Origin of the sequence: Paraburkholderia fungorum (assembly GCF_902833645.1) — a bacterium.
Taxonomy (GTDB): domain Bacteria; phylum Pseudomonadota; class Gammaproteobacteria; order Burkholderiales; family Burkholderiaceae; genus Paraburkholderia; species Paraburkholderia fungorum.
Genome location: NZ_CADFGE010000012.1, coordinates 242,351 through 265,425 on the forward strand (window position 1 = coordinate 242,351; position 23,075 = coordinate 265,425).

Annotated in this window: 13 protein-coding genes and 1 tRNA gene; 13 read left to right on the top strand and 1 reads right to left on the bottom strand. The window is 62.5% G+C overall.

Going from position 1 to position 23,075, the window contains the following annotated elements:
* The first annotated feature begins 19 nt into the window (after positions 1-19).
* From infC to HWX91_RS30970, 9 genes are all read left to right on the top strand, one after another.
* A complete protein-coding gene (gene infC, locus HWX91_RS30930) occupies positions 20-544 on the top strand; it encodes a translation initiation factor IF-3 (RefSeq protein WP_081833249.1) in 525 nt (174 codons plus the stop codon).
* A gap of 263 nt (positions 545-807) precedes the next feature.
* Positions 808-1,005 carry a 50S ribosomal protein L35 gene (gene rpmI, locus HWX91_RS30935; protein WP_028200199.1) on the top strand — a complete coding sequence of 66 codons (198 nt, stop codon included), beginning with the start codon at positions 808-810 and terminating at the stop codon, positions 1,003-1,005.
* Positions 1,006-1,034: 29 nt separating this feature from the next.
* Complete coding sequence (rplT, locus tag HWX91_RS30940) at positions 1,035-1,394, top strand: 50S ribosomal protein L20 (protein WP_006052502.1); 360 nt, start codon at positions 1,035-1,037, stop codon at positions 1,392-1,394.
* A gap of 157 nt (positions 1,395-1,551) precedes the next feature.
* Entirely contained in the window at positions 1,552-2,565 is a 1,014-nt protein-coding gene (pheS, locus tag HWX91_RS30945; RefSeq protein ID WP_028200200.1) for a phenylalanine--tRNA ligase subunit alpha, read from the top strand.
* 142 nt (positions 2,566-2,707) lie between these two features.
* Positions 2,708-5,143: a phenylalanine--tRNA ligase subunit beta gene (gene pheT, locus HWX91_RS30950; protein WP_028200201.1), complete on the top strand. Its 2,436-nt coding sequence runs from the start codon at positions 2,708-2,710 to the stop codon at positions 5,141-5,143.
* A gap of 69 nt (positions 5,144-5,212) precedes the next feature.
* Positions 5,213-5,623, top strand: coding sequence for an integration host factor subunit alpha (locus HWX91_RS30955; RefSeq protein WP_028200202.1), 411 nt, complete (start codon positions 5,213-5,215; stop codon positions 5,621-5,623).
* 46 nt (positions 5,624-5,669) lie between these two features.
* On the top strand, positions 5,670-6,077 hold the full coding sequence (locus HWX91_RS30960) for a MerR family transcriptional regulator (RefSeq protein WP_028200203.1): 408 nt from the start codon (positions 5,670-5,672) through the stop codon (positions 6,075-6,077).
* A gap of 63 nt (positions 6,078-6,140) precedes the next feature.
* A tRNA-Pro gene (locus HWX91_RS30965) sits at positions 6,141-6,217 on the top strand.
* 157 nt (positions 6,218-6,374) lie between these two features.
* A complete protein-coding gene (locus HWX91_RS30970; protein ID WP_028200204.1) occupies positions 6,375-7,025 on the top strand; it encodes a response regulator in 651 nt (216 codons plus the stop codon).
* A gap of 4 nt (positions 7,026-7,029) precedes the next feature.
* On the opposite strand, the gene HWX91_RS30975 is transcribed toward HWX91_RS30970, so the two are convergent.
* The gene (locus tag HWX91_RS30975) at positions 7,030-8,847 is read right to left on the bottom strand and encodes an ATP-binding response regulator (protein WP_042277196.1); all 1,818 of its coding nucleotides are present in this window, start codon (positions 8,845-8,847) and stop codon (positions 7,030-7,032) included.
* A 405-nt stretch (positions 8,848-9,252) separates the two neighbouring features.
* Here HWX91_RS30975 and HWX91_RS30980 point away from each other — a divergent pair, with 405 nt between their 5' ends.
* The 4 genes from HWX91_RS30980 to HWX91_RS30995 all read left to right on the top strand — a co-directional run bounded on the left by HWX91_RS30980 (position 9,253) and on the right by HWX91_RS30995 (position 23,070).
* Entirely contained in the window at positions 9,253-10,281 is a 1,029-nt protein-coding gene (locus tag HWX91_RS30980) for a helix-turn-helix transcriptional regulator (protein WP_028200205.1), read from the top strand.
* Between the two features lie 452 nt (positions 10,282-10,733).
* Positions 10,734-13,190: an ATP-binding protein gene (locus HWX91_RS30985; protein WP_162181314.1), complete on the top strand. Its 2,457-nt coding sequence runs from the start codon at positions 10,734-10,736 to the stop codon at positions 13,188-13,190.
* 267 nt (positions 13,191-13,457) lie between these two features.
* The gene (locus tag HWX91_RS30990; RefSeq protein ID WP_162181315.1) at positions 13,458-15,179 is read left to right on the top strand and encodes a ShlB/FhaC/HecB family hemolysin secretion/activation protein; all 1,722 of its coding nucleotides are present in this window, start codon (positions 13,458-13,460) and stop codon (positions 15,177-15,179) included.
* A gap of 34 nt (positions 15,180-15,213) precedes the next feature.
* A complete protein-coding gene (locus HWX91_RS30995) occupies positions 15,214-23,070 on the top strand; it encodes an autotransporter-associated beta strand repeat-containing protein (RefSeq protein ID WP_028200208.1) in 7,857 nt (2,618 codons plus the stop codon).
* Positions 23,071-23,075 lie beyond the last annotated feature (5 nt).

Sequence of the window (23,075 nt, forward strand, 5' to 3'; positions counted from 1 at the left end):
TTTTTAGAGGAAACGTAACATCGCTACTGATAAGTCTGCGCACCGCATCAACGGTGAGATTACTGCACCTGAGGTGCGTCTGGTCGGAGTCGAGAACGAACCGCTCGGCATCGTGAAACTCGCTGATGCGTTCCGCATGTCGGAACAGCAAGATGTGGATCTGGTCGAAATCGCTCCGCAAGCGGTCCCGCCGGTCTGCCGTTTGATGGATTACGGCAAGTTCAAGTACTCGGAAGCGAAGAAGCAGCACGAGGCCAAGCTCAAGCAGAAGGTGGTCCAGGTCAAGGAAGTCAAATTCCGCCCTGGTACCGATGACGGCGATTACAACGTCAAGCTGCGTAACCTCATCCGCTTCCTCGACGACGGCGACAAGACGAAAATCACGTTGCGTTTCCGTGGCCGCGAAATGGCTCACCAGGAAATCGGTATGCGCATGCTTGAGCGTCTGCGTGCTGACCTCGACGAAGTCGGTCAGGTCGAGCAGATGCCGAAAATGGAAGGGCGCCAGATGATCATGGTGCTCGCGCCGAAGAAAAAGAAGTAAGCGATTGGAGCGGCGGCGCGCCGTGTGGCGCGCGCTTTGGTTGTCATTGTGAAAGATTGAACGGTGCTGTGCCGGGTGTCCGGTGCGGTATCGGCAGGTTTCGGATCGGTGTCCATGCAAATGGGCACTGTGTCCTGAAAAGCGGCTGCCGGCGGCATTTTCACTTGCCGGCGGTCTGCATACCAAGTGGAATGGGTTTCGAAGGGCGGGTAATGGCCATCTGGCCGACCGCACACCCATATCCATCTAATAATGGAGTTGTCATGCCGAAGATGAAGACCAAGAAGAGTGCTGCAAAGCGCTTCGTGGTGCGTCCGGGCGGTACCGTCAAGCGCGGTCAAGCCTTCAAGCGCCACATTCTTACCAAGAAGACCACCAAGAACAAACGCCATTTGCGCGGTTCGACGGCAGTTCATGAAGCAGATATGAACTCCGTGCGCGCAATGCTGCCGTTCGCTTAACCCTTAACCGACACTCATAGGAGCAAGACATGCCTCGAGTAAAACGTGGGGTTACCGCACGGGCCCGTCACAAGAAGATCATCAAGCTGGCCAAGGGTTACCGCGGCCGTCGCAATAACGTCTATCGCATCGCCAAGCAGGCGGTCATGCGCGCAGGCCAATACGCCTACCGCGATCGCCGCAACAAGAAGCGTGTGTTCCGCGCATTGTGGATCACGCGTATCAACGCGGCGGTGCGTCAGCACGACATGACGTACAGCGTGTTCATCAACGGCCTGAAGAAGGCTTCGATCGAACTCGACCGCAAGGTGCTGGCCGACATGGCTGTGTTCGACAAGGCTGCTTTTGCTGCGATCGTTCAGCAGGTGAAAGCCGCCGTTGCAGCCTGATTGCGCTTTGGGCAATTAAACTGCGTGGTTCGTTGCAGCGAACATCCGGTAGTTTCGGTGACGCTGCAACAAAAACGGGGCTCCTCACCGAGCCCCGTTTTTGTTGGTAGAACCAGTTTTGCAACGATTGAACACTGACGTTGAAATGATGGGATCAATGGATCTGGACCAGATTGTCGCCGACGCGCAAAAAGCCTTCGCAGAAGCCTCCGACGTCACCACCCTCGAGAACGAGAAAGCCCGCTTTCTCGGTAAATCGGGTGCGCTGACCGAGCTGTTGAAGGGCCTTGGCAAACTTGACCCCGAAACGCGCAAGACCGAAGGCGCACGGATCAACCTCGTCAAGCAGCAGGTGGAAGCCGCGTTGACGGCCCGCCGTCAGGCGCTGGCCGACGCGTTGCTGAACCAGCGCCTCGCCGCCGAGGCCATCGACGTTACGCTGCCCGGCCGCGGCACCGGTGCGGGCAGCCTGCACCCGGTGATGCGCACATGGGAGCGCGTCGAACAGATTTTCCGTACGATCGGATTCGACGTGGCCGACGGCCCCGAGATCGAAACCGACTGGTACAACTTCACCTCGCTGAACAGCCCGGAAAACCATCCGGCGCGTTCGATGCAGGACACCTTCTACGTCGACGGCAAAGATGCCGACGGCCGTCAATTGCTGTTGCGCACGCATACCAGCCCGATGCAGGTGCGCTACGCGCGTACCAACACGCCGCCGATCAAGGTGATCGTGCCGGGCCGCACCTATCGTGTGGACAGTGACGCGACTCACTCGCCCATGTTCAATCAGGTCGAAGGCCTGTGGATCGACGAGAACATCAGCTTCGCGGACCTGAAGGGCGTCTATTCCGACTTCCTTAAGAAATTCTTCGAGCGCGACGATATTCAGGTGCGCTTCCGTCCGTCGTACTTTCCGTTTACCGAACCGTCGGCCGAAATCGACATGCTGTTCGAAACGGGCAAGAACGCCGGCAAGTGGCTCGAAATTTCGGGTTCCGGCCAGGTTCACCCCACGGTGATCCGCAACATGGGCCTCGACCCCGAACGCTACATCGGTTTTGCTTTCGGCAGCGGCCTCGAGCGGCTCACCATGTTGCGTTACGGCGTGCAAGACCTGCGTCTGTTCTTCGAAAACGACCTGCGTTTCCTGCGTCAATTCGCGTGAACCGGCGCGTACGAACGCGACTAGCATAGAGCGCGGCATCGCACGCAGTGCGTGCCGCCAGCAGCGTCCCCGGCAGTGCCCAGCGAATCAATGGGCCGCTTGCCGGACATGGACCTAACCTGATCAGAACGTACACAGAACCATGCAATTCCCGGAATCCTGGCTGAGAACCTTTGTCGATCCGCAACTGACGACCGATGAACTGTCGCACGCTTTGACGATGGCGGGTCTCGAAGTCGAAGACCTGCGGCCGGCCGCGCCGCCGACCTCGAAGATCGTCGTCGGCCAGGTGCTGGAGGTCGTCAAGCATCCGGATGCGGATAAGCTCAACGTGTGTCAGGTCGACGCCGGCACCGGCGCGACGCTGAACATCGTGTGCGGTGCGCCGAATGTCGCGCCGGGCATCAAGGTGCCGGTCGCTTTGGTAGGCGCGCAACTGCCGCCGGCCGAAGAGGGCGGGGCGCCGTTCGCGATCAAGCTCTCGAAGCTGCGCGGCGTGGAAAGTCAGGGCATGCTTTGCTCGGCACGCGAGTTGAAGCTCTCGGAAGATCATAGCGGCCTGATGATCCTGCCGGAAGCTACGCCGATCGGCCAGGACATTCGCGAAACGCTCAATCTCGACGACACGATTTTCGAAATCAAGCTGACGCCGAACAAGGCGGACTGCCTGTCGGTGTTTGGCGTGGCGCGCGAAACCTCGGCGATTACCGGCGCGCCGCTGCGTCCGCTCGAGATCAAGCCGGCCGAAGTGAAGCTCAACGAAACATTGCCGGTCAAGATCTCGGCTCCCGATCTGTGCGGCCGTTTTTCGGGTCGCGTGATTCGTGGCGTGAATGCGCGCGCGAAGTCGCCGCAATGGATGGTGCAGCGACTGGAGCGTTCGGGCCAGCGTAGCATTTCCGCGCTCGTCGACATCTCGAACTATGTGATGCTCGAACTCGGCCGTCCGTCGCACGTGTTCGATCTGGACAAGATCCATGGCGGCATGGACGTGCGCTGGGGCCGCAAGGGCGAAACGCTCAAGCTGTTGAACGGCAGTACCGTCGAACTCGATGAAACCGTCGGCGTGATCGCCGATGAACAGCACATCGAGAGCCTCGCCGGCATCATGGGCGGCGACAGCACCGCCGTGACGCTCGACACCACCAACATCTATCTCGAAGCCGCGTTCTGGTGGCCCGATAGCATTCGTGGCCGCTCGCGCAAGTACAACTTCTCGACCGATGCCGGACATCGCTTCGAGCGCGGCGTGGATTACGCGACCACCGTCGAGCACATCGAACGCATTACGCAACTGATTCTCGATATCTGCGGCGGCGAAGCCGGTCCGGTTGACGATCAGATCGTCAACGTGCCGAAGCGCGAGCCGGTGAAGATGCGTGTCTCGCGTGCGAACCGCATTATCGGCGTCAAGATTGATGCGGACGAAATCGCGCAGATCTTCACGCGCCTCGGCCTGACGTTCGAACGCGACGGCGATACCTTCGCGGTGAACCCGCCGTCATACCGCTTCGATATCGAAATTGAAGAAGACCTGATCGAAGAAGTCGCGCGTATCTACGGCTTCGAAAAGATCCCCGCGCGTCCGCCGGTCGCCACCAGCGAAATGCTGCCGACCAACGAAACGAAGCGCTCGATTCACGTGATCCGTCACGCGCTCGCCGCGCGCGATTACGCGGAAACGGTCAACTTCAGTTTCGTCGACGCCGAGTGGGAGTTGGACTTCGCCGGCAACGACAAGCCGGTACGTCTGCTCAATCCGATTGCAAGCCAGTTGTCGGTGATGCGCACCACGCTGTTCGGCAGCCTGATCAATGTATTGCGCACCAACCTGAACCGTCGCGCGGCCGACCGCGTGCGCGTGTTCGAAGCCGGCCGCGTGTTCCTGCACGATCCGTCGATCAAGGCGGGTGAACTGACGGTGGAAGGTTTTGCTCAGCCGAAGATGATCGGCGCCCTCGCCTATGGTCCCGCTCTGGAAGAGCAATGGGGTGCGCAAACGCGCCCGGTCGACTACTTCGACGTGAAGGGCGATCTGGAAGCGGTGCTTGCGCCGGCCGTGGCGAGCTTCGTGAAAGCGGAGCATCCGGCATTGCATCCGGGCCGCAGTGCGCGTATTGAACTGAATGGCCGCGCAGTGGGCTGGATTGGCGAATTGCATCCGCGCTGGATGCAAAAGTATGATTTGCCGCATGCGCCAATTCTGTTTGAAATCGAAGCGGAAGCATTAATGCAGCGGGTATTGCCCACTCCGGCGGAGGTGTCGAAATTCCCACCGGTACGGCGTGATATTGCGCTAGTCGTCGATCAGAAAATCGAGGTGCAGGCGCTGCTGGACGAGCTTCAGAAGGCTCAATCCGAACCCGCCTGCAAGGCTGTCCAGAAGGTTGCGCTTTTTGACGAATTCCGTCCAAAATCAAACACTTCCGGTGGTCTGGCCGCGCATGAGAAAAGCCTTGCGTTCCGTGTGACCTTGCAAGATACTGGCGGGACCCTTCAGGATGAAACGGTCGATCTGGCCATTCAAACTCTGGTGGAATGTCTGGCTCGAGTATATGGCGCACGGTTGCGTGGATAACCCGCAGTTAACATTTGCACGGCATTTTTCCGCAACTTCCGTTTCTGCTTGGCGCGCCATTTGATAGATATGAATGAAATGAACTCGAGTGATTTCGAAGCCCTTCTTACGGCGCAGCGTAGCGCCATGATTCGCGATATTCCGACATCACCCGCGGCCGTTTCTACCGAAACGCCGACGCTGACCAAAGCTGAACTTGCCGAGTTGCTGTTCGACAATGTCGGGCTCAACAAGCGGGAAGCGAAAGACATGGTCGAAGCATTCTTCGAGGTGATCCGCGACGCGCTTGAGAGTGGCGATAGCGTGAAGCTGTCGGGGTTCGGCAACTTCCAGTTGCGCGACAAACCCCAGCGTCCCGGCAGAAACCCGAAGACCGGCGAGGCGATTCCGATCGCCGCGCGCCGCGTTGTGACGTTCCATGCAAGTCAAAAGCTGAAAGCGCTGGTCGAGAACGGCGCTGAAGCGAGCTTCACGCGCTGATCGACTGGCGCGTCCCTGCGCAACCCACCACGACGGCTAACTGACGATGACAGCGACGATCGAAAAAGTCGTCTTGCCTCCGATTCCGGCGAAGCGCTACTTCACGATTGGTGAGGTCAGCGAACTATGCGGTGTGAAACCGCATGTGCTGCGCTACTGGGAACAGGAGTTCACGCAGTTGAGGCCGGTCAAGCGGCGCGGCAATCGCCGTTACTACCAGCATCATGAGGTGCTGCTGATCCGGCGGATTCGGGAGTTGTTGTATGAGCAGGGCTTTACGATCAACGGTGCGCGCAACCGGCTGGATTCGCACGGCGGTGGCGCCCACAATGCGCCTGCTGAGATCGTCGAGGAAGGTGAGGGTGCAGCGGCACCAGCAGCAAAAACGGCTGCGGTAGACGTGGAGCAGTTGCGCAAAGAGTTGCTGCACGTGATCGATCTGTTGGGCCACTAGTTGGCTTTGTTGGGCTCGGGCAGTTCTAATCGCCTGAAGTGTCTGTTATAATTTTTAGCTGTTCGGGGCGTAGCGCAGCCTGGTAGCGTACCTGCATGGGGTGCAGGTGGTCGGAGGTTCAAATCCTCTCGCCCCGACCAAAGAAATCAAGGCCTTACAAGCGATGCTTGTAAGGCCTTTTTCGTTTCCTGGCGGTTTTTGTTTTACCCTGTCCCGCTTCCTGCCAGACTACTGCCCGACTACCGCCTGACTACTACCTGAGCGCCGCCTGGCCCATCCACGGAGACCGAGGATCCGATGCGAGCAGTTCTGTTGATCGACGATCACGCAATGTTTCGCGAAGGGCTCGTCCTCGCGCTCACTCAAGCCGCGCCCGATTTCACCGTGCACGCTGTCTCCAATGGCAGCGAGGCCATTGCCGAACTCGAAGCGCACAGCGGGATCAGCGTTGTGATGATGGACTACTACTTGCCGGACGTAGGGGGCAGCGTCTTGCTACGGCGTCTTCGGCAAGCGCGTCCGGGCATTCACATACTCGTGCTGTCCGCGTCGGAAGACCCTGATGACGTGCACGCCGCTTTGTCAGCCGGCGCCCAGGGCTTCATTCACAAATCGGCTTCGAGCAAGACATTGCTGGAAGCGCTCAACGGTGTGATCGAAGGCAAACAGATCGTGCCGGACACCTACGCGGCCATCGAAACGAACGGCCGCCGCCTCCCGCAATCCGACGACGCAGCCTTGCTAAGCGCATTGACGCCACGGCAGATCGAGGTGTTGCGGCTCGTCTGCGACGGCTTGCGCAATAGCGAAATCTCCACGCGTCTGGGCACTAGCGAGAAAACCGTCAAGGCGCATATGACGGCGATCCTGGCCGGGCTCGGCGTAATCAATCGCACGCAAGCGGTACTTATCGCGCGCCGTGCCGGGCTATTCGGCAAGCCGACCTGACGCGCTAGACGGTGTTGCCGTTCCGTTCGCGTGCGGCGGGTGCGAGCAACTCCGTAATCACATGACGCAGATGAACCGAGTCGACCGGCTTGTGCAGCAGCGGCCACGCGCGCGCGGACGCTTCGATCAACCGCGACGGATCGGTGTCGCCGCTAATCAGCATCGCCGGGATCGTGTCGTCTGCATACTCTTCATGCAGTCGGTCAATAACCTCGATGCCGGTCTCATGATCGCGCAGCCGGAAGTCGCATACGATCAGCGCCGGCTTCCCGGCGGCGTCGGCCGTCGCCTGCAGGATCTCATCGCCACTGCCGCCGACCATCACCCGATAGCCCCAGGTTTCGAGCAGCAGTCGTAGACCCTGCAGATTGTCCGCGTCGTCTTCGACGACAAAGATCAGTTGCCCCTGAAGACGTTGCTTGTCGTCACCGGCGCCGATTTCCGCATCGGCGGTAAGCGGCAGCGGTGCGGCTGCCGCTGTCTCGCCGACCGGCAACGTGATCGCGAACACACTGCCGCGTCCGGGCCGGGAACGCAATTCGAGCGGATGGCCGAGCAGGTCGGCGGTGCGGCGCACGATAGCAAGGCCGAGCCCCAGTCCTTTGTTGCGGTCACGTTCCGGGTTGCTCAACTGGCGGAACTCGAGAAAGATGCTCTCGTGCTCTTCAGGCGCAATGCCGACGCCGGTATCCCACACTTCCACCCGCAACGTCGTGCCGCGGTGACGGCACGCGATCAGCACGCCGCCTTGCCGTGTGTGCCGGATCGCGTTGTCGACCAGATTGCGCAGAACGCGGTCGAGCAGCACAGGATCGGAATAGACCGCAGGCGCGCCGCAGCAATGCAAACGCAGGATAAGCCGGCGTGCCGCTGCCTGCGGTGCATATTCGCGTTGAATCTGATCGAGCAGCGAGTCGATCGGGAAATGGCGGCGTCGCGGTTTGATGACGCCGGCATCGAGACGCGAGATGTTCAACAAGCCGTCGAACAGACTACCCATCGCCGCGGTTGCCCGGCCGATGTGATCGACCAGTTGGCGGCTCTTGGCATTCAGTTGCTGTTCGCGCAGGACTCCGACATACAGGCTCAGCGCGTGGACCGGCTGACGCAGATCGTGACTCGCCGAGGCGAGAAATTGCGACTTGGCCAGATTGCTGCGTTCAGCCGCTTCTTTCTCGACCGCCAGACGTTGCAGCAAATCGGTGTTCTCGAAGCGGATGCGCAGCGAGTCGAGTTGCGTCCGGTACATGCGATGCGCAAAGGCGAGCGTGACGGCCAGATACAACACACCCGCGAGTCCAAGCGCATGGGCGATCGTGCCCGGCAGCAAGCAAAGCGCGACGAACGACGGCACGAAATAGGGCACTTCGAACGCATACAGCAGCGGCAGATGAATGCAATACGCGTAAATGGCGCCGGTGCCGAGCGTGAGCAGACCGATGATCAGGAACATCTGCTGTTCGAAAGGCGCATGAAACAGCCAGTACGCATACGGCAGACCCCAGAGCGCGCCGGCGAGCGCGGTACACCAGCGTATCGAACGTTCCCAGCGCCGCAGTGACATCATCTGCCGGCTCGCGCGGTCATAACGCGCCAGCAGCACCGCACGCGTGAGCGTGACTAACGCATTCGCGGCGAACCAGGCAAGCAGTTCGCGCAGCGAAAAATTACCGTGTAATACAACGACGATCAGGCCGACCGTGAGCAACGAGCCCGCGAGCGCCACAGGAAAGTTGCGGCGCAGCGCCGCCATCTGCGCCGCAAAAATCTGATCGGCATACGGGGAAGGTGGCACGGCGATCGGCGCCGTTTGACGGTTCATTGTTCGAGAGCCTTTGGCGTTGAGTCACGACCGGTTCGCAGCGGGAGTCTCCCACAGATTTTTATCGTCGGCATGGGACTTTAGTCCGATGCGCGATGTTTGCAATATTCGTAAGATTCGCGGACCGGATGTCGAACGGGCCTCAGAAGCGGTATGGACATACTCATTTCCAGGTATGTTCTATTGCAGCGCTTTGCACTAACGTCACGACAGACCGCATCGTTCAACGTCCGAGGAAAAACGAACGTACGGGTGACCTGAGATGGCAATAAGAATATCGCGCGTCCATGTGCTGCCTGCAGCAAGGCGGCGCCCCCGCATCTCTCCCACGGCTGCGGGCACATGATTTTCAGGCAACGCTGGACTACCCGCGTCTTCTGGCACGGCGAAAGGGGATCTTGTACCGTGGACCTGGAGTTCGTTGAGACCGCCTGGGCGGCGAAAGAGCGGCTGCGGCTATCGTTGATGGCGAGCCCCGATGGACAACTGATCGAACGGCAACTCGTGCAACCCGACGGCATGTGCATCACCATTGCGACGCGGCTTCGCGGCGCGGATGACTTGACGGAGGCCGTTGCCAGCGATCCTCATCGCGATGTGCTGCGGGTCGCCTATCAGCGCGCTTTCGAGCGGCATGACCGGTTGCTGCGCGAACGCGCCGAAGCGAGCGGCAAGGCCTTGCAAATGGGCTTAAGCGACCTTGATTCGATTCGCGCGACGCGCAGCGAACCCAGGCTGGCGCATCTCGTATCGTCCGTGCTCGACCGGCGCGGGCAAGCGCCGGTGAAGTACATCTTCGCGTCGTACCAGTTGTCCGATCGCGAGCAGGGTATCAGCTGGTGTCACTTCCTTTCGGAAGGCTGCTTCTCGCTGCTGCAAAAGTTTGTGCAGCGGCGGTGGTACATGAACGACCTGTTTCTGGAGTACGCGCGCTCGAATAGCAAGCCGTGCCGGAGCGATCAGATCGAAATCCGCAGCGCCGGGCAGCGTCAGGCGTTCGACGCATTTGCCGAGGCGGGTTTTGCCGCCGGCATGATATCGCCTGCCCGCACGGCGGGCGAGACTTTCGTCGCGTACCTGCTGGTGGCGGGCATGGGCGACGCGAGAAGCCAGGATCTGATGCTGAGGCGGCGTCACACGCTGCGGGTGCTGGCGGCCGAACTGGTGGAGTGGCGCGCCGAAGCGCGTGCGCGCGCGGCTACCGACGAATACAAGCTGTCCGCACGCGATATCGAAGTCCTGCAGATGTTGAGCCGCGGTATGGCAGCCGCACCCATCGCGCAGGTGCTGAAGCTATCTGCAAACCAGGTACACCGAAGGATCTATCCGGAGATCGTCGAGAAACTACGGGTTCGTCATATCAGCGAAGCAGCCAAGGCGGCGCGCGATCTGGGCGTGCTGGGCGGCAGCATGCGCGCCGGCACGAGCCGGTGAGCGGAGCCGGGCTGATCGTTTGGACTGGTGGCGCGAAAACCGGCTCAGCCTTTCTGGAGGCGGCAGGGCCGGCTGCAGTGAGCGTCGCATAGGTCGGCGCGGCATACAAATCAAGCGCCGACTTTGTATTAGTACGATGAATATTATTTGTTAAAAGTCCCTGCCGAGACCGGGCAATTGGGGGCCGGGGGCAGCAAGAGGCACCAGAAATCCTACTGACTGGGGGGATAAAAACATGGGGATAAAAACATGGACCTTTCCAGCCAGGATTCGATCCTCCTGCCAGTACTGAACAGCAAAGACCACTAACCCCGGGGACCGACCCAGGGCGAGTTTATCCACAATTAACTGGAGCAGGCATCCAGTCCGGGCTGCGTACCTGAGAGGCGTCGCACGGCGGGGGCGGACACGACATGCTCGTGATCGAATCAAATCCAGCAGGACCGGCGGCCGTGTTGCCGCTACTTCAGCGTTATCGCGCGGACAGCGACGAACTTGCCGTGCCGCATGCAAACCGCATTGCGTTGCTTGGACCGATGCGTATCGAGCGCGGCGATACCGTACTCCCGCTGAAGTATCACAAGTCGCGCGCGCTGCTCGCGTGGCTCGTGTCGCAACCGGGCGCCGCGCATTCGCGCGACTGGCTGGCCGAATTGCTATGGCCTGGCGAAGAACCGGGGAGCGGGCGTCGCAAGCTGAAACGCATTCTGTTCGACGTGAAAGCGGCGCTTGGCGAAGAATGCTTCGAGATCCATCGTGATCTGCTGTGCCTGAGGCCGGACGCGTTGCCATGGGTCGACGTTCATGCGTTGTCCGTAGCGATCGGCGAGTTGCCACCCGACGACCGGCTCGTGGAGGCCGCCGCGGACGCAGCGCCGGCCCAGCTCGAAGCGTTGTCGGAAACCGCTGCGCTCTACAGAGGGGAATTCCTCGCAGATATCCAGATCGACGACGCTGGTGAATTCGAACGCTGGATGGACGCGCGTCGCGTCGCTTATCGTTGCGCCATCTCGCGCTTGCGGCGATTCCTTACCGAAGGATTTGCGCAGCAGGGCGAGTTCACCCGCGCGGCCGCCCATGCGCGCCGCCTGACGGTCGAGGAGCCTTGGGACGAATCCGCATGGCAGTTGCTGATCGGCCTGCTGATGCGTGCCGGTCGCCGCACCGAGGCGCAAGCCGAACTCGAACACTGCCGGGCCGCGCTCGACGTCCCCCCGCATCGCGACACGCTTGCACTCGTCGCGACACCGACGCGTTCGGTTGCGCCGATGTTCGCCGAGGCGGCGGAGCGTCGGCAGATCACGGTCGTCTATTGCCAGCTCACCGTGCCGCGCTGCGACGATCCGGATAGCTGGGCCGCCGCGCTCGTGGCCCCGCGCAAGCGCTGCGAAGCGATTCTGCAGGCAGCGGGCGGTTATATCGTGCATGCGCCAGGCGGCGGCATGTTCGCGTACTTCGGCTTTCCGGTCACGCATGAAGGCACTGTCCGCCGGGCCGTGACTGCCGCGCTCGAATGCCGCGATTCGATGCGGGCAGACGGCGCGGCCGGTACACCCGATCGCGGTGGCGTCGATATCGCATTCGGCATTCATACGGGGCTCACGCTTAGCGCCGCCCACGAGAATCAGCCGGATCTCGGTTGCCGGCTGACGCGCATCGTCGGCTTGCTTGCCAATAGCGCGCGCGCCGGCGAAGTTCTCATGAGCGATGCAACGGCCGAGTTGCTACCGGATTGCGATTTTCGCGCCGTGCGCCAGGTGTTCGTCAGCGATGCCTCCACCGGCGAAAGAGTGGAAGCGCTGCTGGCGATGCCGCTGGATGCCGCGCTGCCGGCGCAGGAGCGCGGCACGCTGATCGGTCGCGATGCGCAACTGACGCAACTGAATCATGCATTGCGTCAGTGCGCGCAGCTATCGATGCGCGCGCTGCTCATGACGGGTGACGCGGGGACAGGAAAATCGTCGCTAGTGAGGCAATTTGTGAAGAGCCGAGGCATACCGGCGATCGAACTGCGCTGTCGCCCCGAATTGGCGACGACGTTTTTTCATCCATTTCGACGCTGGCTCCGCGACGCTACGGTGCCGAACACTGCGCGTGCTCAAGCAGCATTCGCGGCCTTGGGCGATGCGTTCAGCGATCAGTCGAACCGGCTTGAATGCGCTTCGCGCCAGGCCGAAGCGATTGTGAATCACCTGCTCGGGATGCTCGAAGAAACCGTACCGGATGGCGGCCTCATCTGTCTCGACGATCTGCAATGGGCGGACCCGGGCACCTTGCAACTCGTGTCGCGCCTCGTCGAGACACCGCTGCACCGGCGCTTGCCGATCCTCGTCGGGCGCGACGATTTTGCCGCGCCGTGGCTGTCTACGACTGCGATAGCCCGCATCCAGCTCAAACCGCTGTCGCCCGAATCGAGCCTGGAGTTGATCACGACACTCACACAGGGCGCGGCGCTCGAGCCCGACACGGAGGCGCAAATCGCGAGGCGTGCCGACGGTGTGCCGCTCTATCTGGTGGCGCTCGCGCGCGCGGCGGCCGACGCCGAACGCGTACCGGCCAACACCGTGCCGCCGTGCCTGCATGAATTGCTGATGGGGCGCATCGATTCGGTCGGCGCCGCCAAACCGCTGGCACAACTGGCCGCCGCCAGCGGCAGGGATTTTTCCGCGGCGTTGCTGGCTGACGCGGCGGGACGCAGTGTCGGCGAAATCGAGCCGGTGCTCACCACGCTTTTGCAGGCGCGGCTCATCGTTGCAACGGGCGCGGGTTGCTATGCGTTTCGCCATCCGATGCTGCGTGAGGCGGCCTATCAATCGCTCTCGCGCGAACGGCGGCAATGGGCGCATCAGCGCGTCGCCGGTGCGCGGCTCGCGCTGGAAGGCGTGCCGAAATCGATCCAGCAGCCGTGAAACGAGCTTCGCAAGGAAGCTCGCGCCGCGCTCACGAGCGCAGACATTAAAGACGCGAAAAGCGCTTCGATCAAGGACGGAAACGTTTCGGAAACGCGGTCTTCCCATCATGGCGGCAACTCGCTGAACTTTGCAGCAGGTTATGCAGGGTTTGGCGAATTGCAAGCCAGGGGGCGTGGCGCATCGCACGCGAAAGAAACATAAAAGGACCGTCCGGGTTTTCATCCAATGCCATTTTTTCCGTGCAGGACGCCGACGCGCTTTGACGTGTTGCATCGCACAGCCTTGCTGACGGCAGGCCTGTGCGCCGCATGGCCAGCATTCCCACAGACTCCGCCGACTCCGCCGACTTCAGGGCAATTGCTCGAAGCCATCAAGCCAGCTCCGCAGGTGCCGCCAGCCGACCCGAACGTGGTCGTCAAGCCGCCCGAGGCGCCGCCGGCGCCGAAAGTCGAAGCGCCGGATCTGCGCTTCACGCCGCAGGGTTTTCGCTTTACCGGCAACACCGTGATATCGAGCGAGGAGCTGACCGCCTTGCTTGCGCCGTATGCGTTTCACGAAATCGACCTGGACGGTCTGAACGAAATCGTCGACAAGGTGAAGGCTTTCTATCGCCAGCGGGGCTACTTCCTTGCAGTCGCATTCCTGCCGAAGCAGAATATTTCGGATGGCGTCGTGACAATCGGCATTCTCGAAGGGCGCCTCGGCAGGATCACGGTCAAGCATCCTTATCCGCCCGAAGCGCGCGTGACCGAAGACCAGGTGCTGGGCATGCTGCGCGCGCGGCTGAAGGAAGGCGACATCATTACGGAGAAATCCGTCGAAACACCGCTGCTGCTGATTCGCGATCTGCCCGGTGCAGTAATTCGCTCCACCCTCAATCGCGGCGCACAGGTCGGCACCGCCGATCTCGAAGTCGAGGTGCTGCCCGAAAAGCCCAAGCGGATCACCGGCGAAGTCGATGTGGACAACTACGGCAATCGCTATGCGGGCGCCTATCGCCTGGGGCTTAAGACCAGTCTCGTGAGTCCGCTCGGGATCGGCGATCTGCTGACGGTGCAAGGCTTCATCACCAACCAGAACCTGAGCGACTTCGGCGACGTGAGCTATCTCGTGCCGGTGGGGCACCTCGGGACCCGCGTGGGCGTCGATTACGGACGGCTCAACTATTCGCTCGGCAAGGAGTTCGCCGACCTGAACGCGCACGGTACCGCCGACGTCGTCAATCTGTTCGTACTCCATCCGATCGAGCGCAGCAAGGATTCGAATCTGTTCGCTCAGGTGGGGTTGACCTACGAACAATTGAACGACAAGCAGAGCGGCGCGCCCACGCAGCAGAAAAATATCATTGGGCTGAAGGCTCAGGTGAACGGCGATTCGCGCGGCACAGGCTATGTCAACGTGTACACCGCCGGCGTGATGTTCGGCACACTCGGCTTTGGCAGCGACACCGAGAAAAGCGACGACGCCAGCGTAAATGGCTATCACACCAACGGCTTCTTCACGAAGTTCTACGGCGACTATCAGCGTCTGCAGCAACTCGCGCCGAATCTCGCCCTGTTCTTCTCCGCATCGGGCCAGGCCGCCTCGAAGAATCTGACCGCGGCGGAGAAGTTCTCGCTGGGCGGCGCGAACCGCGTGCGCGGTTATCCCGAAGGCGAGGCAATCGGCGACGACGGCTTCGCCAGCACGCTCGAATTGCGCTACACGGTGCCGGGCTTGCATATCGGCGCCGGCGGTTTTGTACTGACGAGCTTCTTCGATTTCGGCTACATCCTGTCCAACGCCAAACCGGGCGACGCGCCGGCGCCCGATCCCGGCCAGTCCAATAGCGTGCGCCTGCTGAGCTACGGCGTCGGCATGAATTTCGGCGCGCCGAACAAGTACCTGTTCCGCACCAGCATTGCGTGGCATGGCGGCAGGAAGCCGACCTCCGACACGCACGACAACACGCCGCGGGTCTGGGTGCAATGGGTGCAGTTCTTTTGATACGGGCCTGAGGTCCGTGCGCTGGGGAGACGGGATGCTGCGGAAAAACGGATCGGTGCATGATTCCGGTCGTTCCGATTGTTCCTTTAACGAGAGCCGTTGCGGCACGCGCGCCGTTTCGTGGCCGCCATACCTGTGCGCGCTCGTACTGGAGTCTGCGCTGCTGCTGACAAGCGCGACTGGTTTCGCGCAGACCCTTCCCGCCGGCGCCAAGGTGGTATCGGGCAATGTGACGGTGACGCAGCCCAGCGGCCAGCAACTGGTGGTCAACCAGGGGAGTAGCAGCGCGATCATCAACTGGCAGAGCTTCTCGATCGGTCACGGTAACAGCGTTACATTCGTTCAGCCGAATGCGAGTTCCGTTGCGCTTAATCGGGTCGTGGGCGGCTCGCCGTCGTCGATCTTCGGCAGTCTCACGGCGACCGGTAAGGTCTTTCTCGTCAACCCGGCGGGCGTGCTGTTTGCGCCGGGGGCATCGGTGAACACCGGCAGTTTCGTGGCGTCGACGCTCGGTATCTCGGACAGCGATTTTCTCGCCGGGCGCTATACGTTTCAGAACGGTGGCTCGGCGGGCAGCATCGTCAATCAGGGTTCGGTGAACGCGCGCGACGGTGCAGTGGTTTTCATCGCGCCGCAGATCGTCAACGCGGGTAACGTGAGCGCGGCGGGCGGCGTTGCACTGGCGGCGGGAGATCGGGTCAGCATGACGCTGGATGCCGAAAGCCCGTTGTCGGTGAGTGTCGACGCCAGTGCGCTGAAGGCCAGCATTACCCACAGCGGCACCATTTTCTCCGGCGGCCCGGTGATGCTGAGCGCGCAGACGCGCGACAGTGCGCTCGATACCGTTATCAACAGCAGCGGTGTGATTCGTGCGCGGTCGATCAGCTCGAACGGTGAAGACATTCAACTGAATGGCGGCGCGCAAGGCATCGTATCGATCAGCGGCACACTCGACGCAAGCGGCACGGGGACGAGTGGCCGCGGCGGCGACATTACGGTGAGCGGCGCTCAGTTGGCGCTTGCCGGGACGGCGAAGCTCGACACGTCCGGCGCTCTCGGCGGCGGCACCATCCTGGTAGGCGGCGCCGCGCACGGCGATGGGCCATTGCAGAATGCGTCGACCACGACAATTGCAAAAGGAGCCGTGCTGGACGCGAGCGCAACCGGCCAGGGTAATGGCGGACAGGTTGTCGTCTGGTCCAATGACCGCACGCAATTTTCAGGTGCGATTGTGTCGCGCGGCGGCGCCAACGGCGGCAATGGCGGCAACGCGGAGATTTCGAGCAAGGGGGCGTTTGTCGTGGACGGCTCGGTTGATCTGAGCGCGCCGCATGGCCAACGTGGCACTTTGCTGCTCGATCCGTACGATCTGTGCATCGTCGCGGCAGACCCCGGCACCTGCGGGACCCTGGCGTCGGGAACCGGCACATTCACCGCGGGCGCGAGTGATTCGTATGTGTTGACGTCGACTCTGGCAGGACTTTCGTCGACGACCAACCTCGTGCTTCAGGCCACCAACTCCATCATCTTCCTCTCGAATCTGGCACTGAATGCGACGACTACGCCGGCTTCGCAGGGATCGATATCGCTCGAGGCCGGCAACGCCATTCAGATGAATGGTTTTTCGCTCACGACTGGCGGCGGCAACATCTCGATGCTGGCCGGCGCAGGCGGCATGTCGCTTGGCAACCTGAGTGCGGGCACGGGAGCGATCACGCTTGGGTTGACGGACGCGAATGGGACGATAACCCAGGCAAGCGGCAGTTCGATCGTTGGTACTGGCGGATTGACGTTGACCGGCGGAACGCTCGACCTGAGCCAGGTTAATGGGTACAGCGGCGGCACGAATGTCAGCGGCGGCACCTTGGCCATGTCAGGCAGCGGCACGGCCGGCGCTTCAGCGATCAGCGTCGGCAGCGGCGCGACGCTGGACGTGCAGAACACGCTCGCCAACGCGGTGACGTTGAACGGTGGCACGCTGGCGACGAGCACGGGTAACGGTGTCGTAAACGGTCAGGTGACGCTGAATGGCGGCAATACGTTTTCGACCGGCACCAATGCCACGCTGACGGTCGGCAATGCCGTCAGCGATGGCACGTCGGCCGGTGCGCTGACGGTCAACGGTCCGGGCACGGTGGTGCTAGGCGGCGTCAACACGTTCAGTGGCGGAACGACAATCAGTGGCGGCACGTTGGCCCTGGTTGGCAGTGGAACAGCGGGTACGGCGGCGATCAGCGTCGGCAGCGGTGCGGCACTGGATGTGCAGAACACGCTTACCAATGTAGTGACGTTAAACGGCGGGACACTGGAGACAACGACCGGCACGGGCATCGTGAACGGTCAGGTGACGCTGAACGGCGGCAATACGTTTTCAACCGGCAGTAACGCTACGCTGACTGTTGGCGGTGCCGTTGTCGACGGTGCGTCGGCCGGTGCGCTCACCACGAGCGGTACGGGCACGGTAGTCCTGACCGGCATGAACTCATATACCGGCGACACGCTGGTGAGCAGCGGCACGCTGCAGGGTAATACGCAGAGTTTGCACGGCGGTATTACGAACAACGCGTTGCTGGTTTTCGATCAGACGTCGACAGGAACGTTCGGTGGCACGATCAGCGGGACCGGCGCAGTCACCAAACAGAACAGCGGTGCGTTGACGTTCAATACTCAACAAAATTACGGCGGCGGCACGAACGTCACGGGCGGCACGCTGGCCCTGACAGGCAACGGAACAGCCGGCACGTCAACGATCAGCGTCGGCAGCGGCGCGGCGCTGGATGTGCAGAACACGCTTACCGACGCAGTGACGCTGAGCGGCGGGACACTGGAGACGACGTCTGGCACCGGTACGGTGAGTGGACCGGTTGCGCTGACCAGCAACGGCATTTTTGCCACTGGTTCCGGGGCCTTGCTAACGGTAAGCGGGGTGATTAGCGGCGGCGCATCGCCGAATGCGCTCACTGTTAGCGGTCCGGGCACGGTGGTGCTGAGTGGCCTCAATACCTACACCGGCGGCACCCTGGTGAGCGGTGGCACGCTGCAAGGTAATACGCAGAGTTTGTTGGGAACCATTGTGAACAACGCCTCGCTGGTTTTCGACCAGGCATCGACCGGCACATTCAACGGCACGATCAATGGGACTGGCGCAGTCACGAAACAGAACACCGGCACGCTGACGTTCGACACCCAACAAAATTATGGCGGCGGCACCAGCGTCGCGGGTGGCACGTTAGCCTTGACCGGCAGCGGAACAGCCGGCACTTCTACGATCAGCGTCGGCAGCGGCGCGGCGCTGGATGTGCAGAACACGCTTGCCAATGCGGTGACATTAAACGGCGGCGCTACGCTCGAAACCACAACCGGCGCCGGAATCGTGAGCGGACCGGTGCTGCTGAATACCAGCGGCATTTTTGCAACCGGCGCCGGCGCGACGCTAAGGGTAAGTGGGACGGTCGGCGGCGCGTCGCCGAATGCATTGACCGTGAACGGGGCGGGCACGGTGGTGCTGACCGGCATCAATACCTTCAGTGGCGGCACGACGATCAACGGGGGCACGTTGGCGCTGACCGGCGGCGGAACAGCAGGCACATCAGCGATTGTGGTGAACAGCGGTGCCGCGCTCGACGTGCAGAACACGCTTGCCAATGCAGTAACGTTGAGCGGCGGGACACTCGAGACGACGACTGGCACCGGTATCGTGAGCGGACCTGTTGCGTTGAACAGCAACGGAACTCTTGCAGCGGGCTCCGGCGCGTTGCTCACGGTAAACGGGGTGATCAGCGGCGGCGCGTCGCCGAATGCGCTCACTGTCAGCGGTCCGGGAACGGTGGTGCTGAGCGGCGTCAATACGTACACCGGCGGCACGCTGGTGAGCGGTGGCACGCTGCAAGGCAATGTACAGAGCCTGCAGGGCAGTATCACGAACAATGCTTCGCTGGTTTTCGATCAGGCCTCGAATGGCACGTTCAATGGAACGATCAGCGGAACCGGCACGGTGACGAAGCAGAACACCGGCACGCTGACGTTCGACTCGGCGCAAAGTTATGGTGGCGGCACCAGCGTCACGGGTGGCACCCTGGCGTTAACCGGTAACGGAGCAGCCGGAACTCAGTCAGGCTTGGTCACGGTCGGCAGCGGCGCGGCGCTGGATGTGCAGAACACGCTTGCCAATGCGGTGACGTTGAATGGCGGGACACTGGAGACAACGACCGGCACGGGCATTGTGAACGGACAGGTGACGCTGGCCGGCAGCAACGCATTTTCGACCGGCAATAACGCGACGTTGACGGTTAGCGGTGCTGTTGTTGACGGTACGCCAGCCGGCGCGCTGACCGTGAGCGGCACGGGGACGGTGGTGCTGACCGGCGTCAACACATATACCGGCGGCACGCTGGTGAGCGGCGGCACGCTGCGAGGCAATACGCAGAGCCTGCAAGGCAGCATCACGAACAACGCCGCGCTGGTTTTCGATCAGGCATCGAGCGGCACGTTCAACGGCACGATCAGCGGAACCGGCACGGTGACGAAGCAGAACATTGGCACGCTGACATTCGATACGGCGCAAGGCTATGGCGGTGGCACGACCATCAGCGGCGGCACCCTGGCTCTAAGCGGAAACGGAACGGCGGGAACCCAGTCGGGCTTGATCACAGTTGGCAGCGGCGCGGCGCTGGATGTGCAGAACACGCTCGCCAATGCGGTGACGTTAAACGGCGGGACACTGGAGACAACGACCGGCGCGGGCATCGTGAACGGCCAGGTGACGTTGAACGGCAGCAACATCTTTTCGACGGGCAATCACGCGGCGCTGACTGTCAGTGGTGTCATTACCGACGGCACGCCGGCGGGCGCGCTCGCCGTGAACGGCGCGGGCACGGTGACGCTGACCGGCGTCAACACCTTCAGCGGCGGTACGACAATCAACGGCGGCACATTGGCCCTGACCGGCAGCGGCACAGCCGGCGCTTCGACAGGCGCGATCACGGTGAACAACGGCGCCGCGCTGGATCTGCAGAGCACGCTTGCCAACGCATTGACGCTGAACGGCGGCGGTACGCTTGAAACCACAAGCGGCACCGGCATCGTGAACGGCCTCGTCACGCTGAACGGCGGCAACGCGTTCGCCACCGGAAACGGCGCCAGGCTGACGGTGAACGGCGTCATCGGCGACGGTGTATCGCAAGGATCACTGACTGTCAGCGGACCGGGAACCGTGGTGTTGACCGGGCTCAACACCTATAGCGGCGGCACAGCGGTGACGGGCGGCACGCTGCAAGGCGACGCCGGCAGTCTGCACGGCGCCATCGGTCTCGCGAGCGCCACGACGCTGGTGTTCGAGCAGGCGGCGAACGGCACTTTCAATGGTTCGATCAGCGGCGCCGGCGTGGTCGCGAAACAGAGTAGCGGCACGCTAACGCTCAACGGCACGCAGAGCTATGGCGGCGGCACGACCGTGACGGGCGGCGCACTGCAGGGCAATACGGCCAGCCTGCAAGGCAATATCGCGCTCGCCGGCGGTACGGGTCTGGTGTTCGACCAGGCATCGAACGGCAACTTCAACGGCACGATCAGCGGCGCCGGCGCGGTCACGAAACAGAACGGCGGCACGCTGACGCTCGGTACGGATCAAACCTATACCGGCGGCACCAGCGTGACGAACGGCACGTTGGCGCTGACAGGAAACGGCACAGCCGGCGCTTCGACCGGCGCGATCACGGTGGGCGGCGGCGCGGCGCTGGACGTGCAGAATACGGTGGCGAACGCAGTGACGCTGAACGGCGGCACACTGGAGACGACCACGGGTAGCGGCATCGTGAACGGTGCGGTGACGCTGAACGGCAGCAACGGCTTCGCGGCCGGCAACAATGCCACGCTCACGATCAACGGCGCGCTTGGCAACGGCACATCGGCGGGGGCAGTGGTCGTCAACGGGGCGGGCCTCGTGGCGCTGAACGGCATCAGCAGCTTCACGGGCGGTACTAGCGTGACGGGCGGCACGCTGCAAGGCAATACGGCCAGCCTGAACGGCAACATTGCGCTCGCCGGCGGCACACGGCTCGTCTTTGACCAGGCATCGGACAGCACCTTCAACGGTGCGATCAGTGGCGGCGGCGCGGTAAGCAAGCAGAACACGGGTACGCTGAGCTTCGATACGGCTCAGACCTATACCGGCGGCACGGCCGTGACAGCCGGCACGCTCGCACTAAAGAACAGCGGCACGGCAGGCGCGCAGACCGGCGCGATCACAGTCGGCAGTGGCGCATCGCTCGATCTGCAGAACACGCTGGCCAATGCTGTCACGCTGGCGGGCGGCACCCTGGAAACGACAACCGGTAATGGTGTCGCGAACGGGACCATCATGCTGAGCGGTGGCGGCAGCACGGTGTCGGCGGCGTCGAGCGCAACGCTCACCGTCAATAACGTGATTCGCGACGACGGCACGGGGCAGTCGCTAACCAAGCAGGGCGCGGGCCTTGTCACGTTGAACGGCGCCAGCAGCTATACCGGCGGCACGTCGATCGCGCAAGGCACGCTTGCCGTGGGCGCCGGCGGTTCGCTCGGCAGCGGTCTCGCGACGGTGAACGGCGGCAGCACGCTCGCGCTCGCCGGCGCCACGCTCGGCAACAACCTCAGTCTGCTGGGCGGGAGCACGCTGGTCGCGAGCGGCGGTCTCAATACCTTGTCGGGTGCGCTCAATGTGCGCGGCGCTACCTTCAGCATTGGCAACGGCTCGACGCTCAACGCCACCAACGCCTTCAATCATTTCACCGGCGCCAGCACCTTCACCGGCGGCGGCTCGCTCGCGCTCAGCGCCGACACGGGCGGCATCCAGCTCGGCACCACGACGCTCGCGAATCTGACATTGCAATCGGATGGCGCCGTCACGCAGTCGGCTGCCGCGACGATCACCGGTACGACCTCGATCGCGACGACCGGCGGCGCCGCGATCACGCTCAACCAGTCCAATCAATTCGGCAGCGTGCTGCAATTGAGCGGCGGTGCGGCCAGCGTGAACAGCGCGGGCGCGCTGAACTTCGGCGCATCCAGCCTCGCGTCGCTGAACGCGAGCGCGGGTGGCGACATCGCGCAGACCGGCGTGCTGCAGGTGAGCGGCACGACCACGCTCAGCACGCCGAACGGCAATCTGGTCCTCGATCTGGCCAACACGTTCGGCGCCCTGGTTACGGCCCGCGCCGCAGGTGGCTCGCTCACGAGCGCGCGGGATCTTGCCCTGGCGCTCTCGACGCCGGGCACGATGAACGTGACGGCGGGTGGCGCGCTCACTGTCTCCGGCACGGCGGGTGCATTGTCGACCACCAGCGGCGGCGCCACGACGTTTGGCGGCACGGTGATCGGCGACGCGCTGACGGTTGTCGCGGGCGGCCCTGTCAGCACCGCGAGCGGCGCGTCGGTGAGCGCGAACAGCATCACGCTCACGGCGAAGGAAAACCAGAACATCGGCGCGGCGCTGCCGGGCGAATTCGTTCTGAACAACGTCGGCAAGCTGTCGCTCGTGTCCGGCTACGACGCGTTTTTCCTGCTGCCGGACGGTCAGCAAACCCGCTTCGCGATCGGCACCAAGGTCAACTGCGCGCGCGTCAACATGGGGCCCTGCATCGGCAACAACGTGCTGGTCAGCGCAATTTCCTCCGTGCAGGCGGGGATTCAGTCGGCGATGGTGAATCAGATGCATCAGGAGGACGAATTCACGTTGAAGGTGAAGTACGGATTCGCCGGCGACCTCGAGCAGGTTCAGACCTATCCGCATGAGGGCGACCTCGAGGTGCGCCAGCCCGCCCCGTGCCGGCTCGCCGATCATGCTGTCGCCGAACCGCGCGACGAGAGCGTGCGCTTGCGTGCTGCCGAGACCTGTCCGGGAGCTAACCCGTGAGACCG

Coding starts and splice junctions, on each gene's coding strand:
- HWX91_RS30975 (WP_042277196.1), bottom strand. CDS start 8,847: ATGAACCGTCAAACGGCGCCGATCGCCGTGCCACCTTCCCCGTATGCC.
- HWX91_RS30960 (WP_028200203.1), top strand. CDS start 5,670: ATGACAGCGACGATCGAAAAAGTCGTCTTGCCTCCGATTCCGGCGAAG.
- rpmI (WP_028200199.1), top strand. CDS start 808: ATGCCGAAGATGAAGACCAAGAAGAGTGCTGCAAAGCGCTTCGTGGTG.
- pheS (WP_028200200.1), top strand. CDS start 1,552: ATGGATCTGGACCAGATTGTCGCCGACGCGCAAAAAGCCTTCGCAGAA.
- rplT (WP_006052502.1), top strand. CDS start 1,035: ATGCCTCGAGTAAAACGTGGGGTTACCGCACGGGCCCGTCACAAGAAG.
- HWX91_RS30995 (WP_028200208.1), top strand. CDS start 15,214: ATGCTGCGGAAAAACGGATCGGTGCATGATTCCGGTCGTTCCGATTGT.
- HWX91_RS30970 (WP_028200204.1), top strand. CDS start 6,375: ATGCGAGCAGTTCTGTTGATCGACGATCACGCAATGTTTCGCGAAGGG.
- pheT (WP_028200201.1), top strand. CDS start 2,708: ATGCAATTCCCGGAATCCTGGCTGAGAACCTTTGTCGATCCGCAACTG.
- HWX91_RS30955 (WP_028200202.1), top strand. CDS start 5,213: ATGAATGAAATGAACTCGAGTGATTTCGAAGCCCTTCTTACGGCGCAG.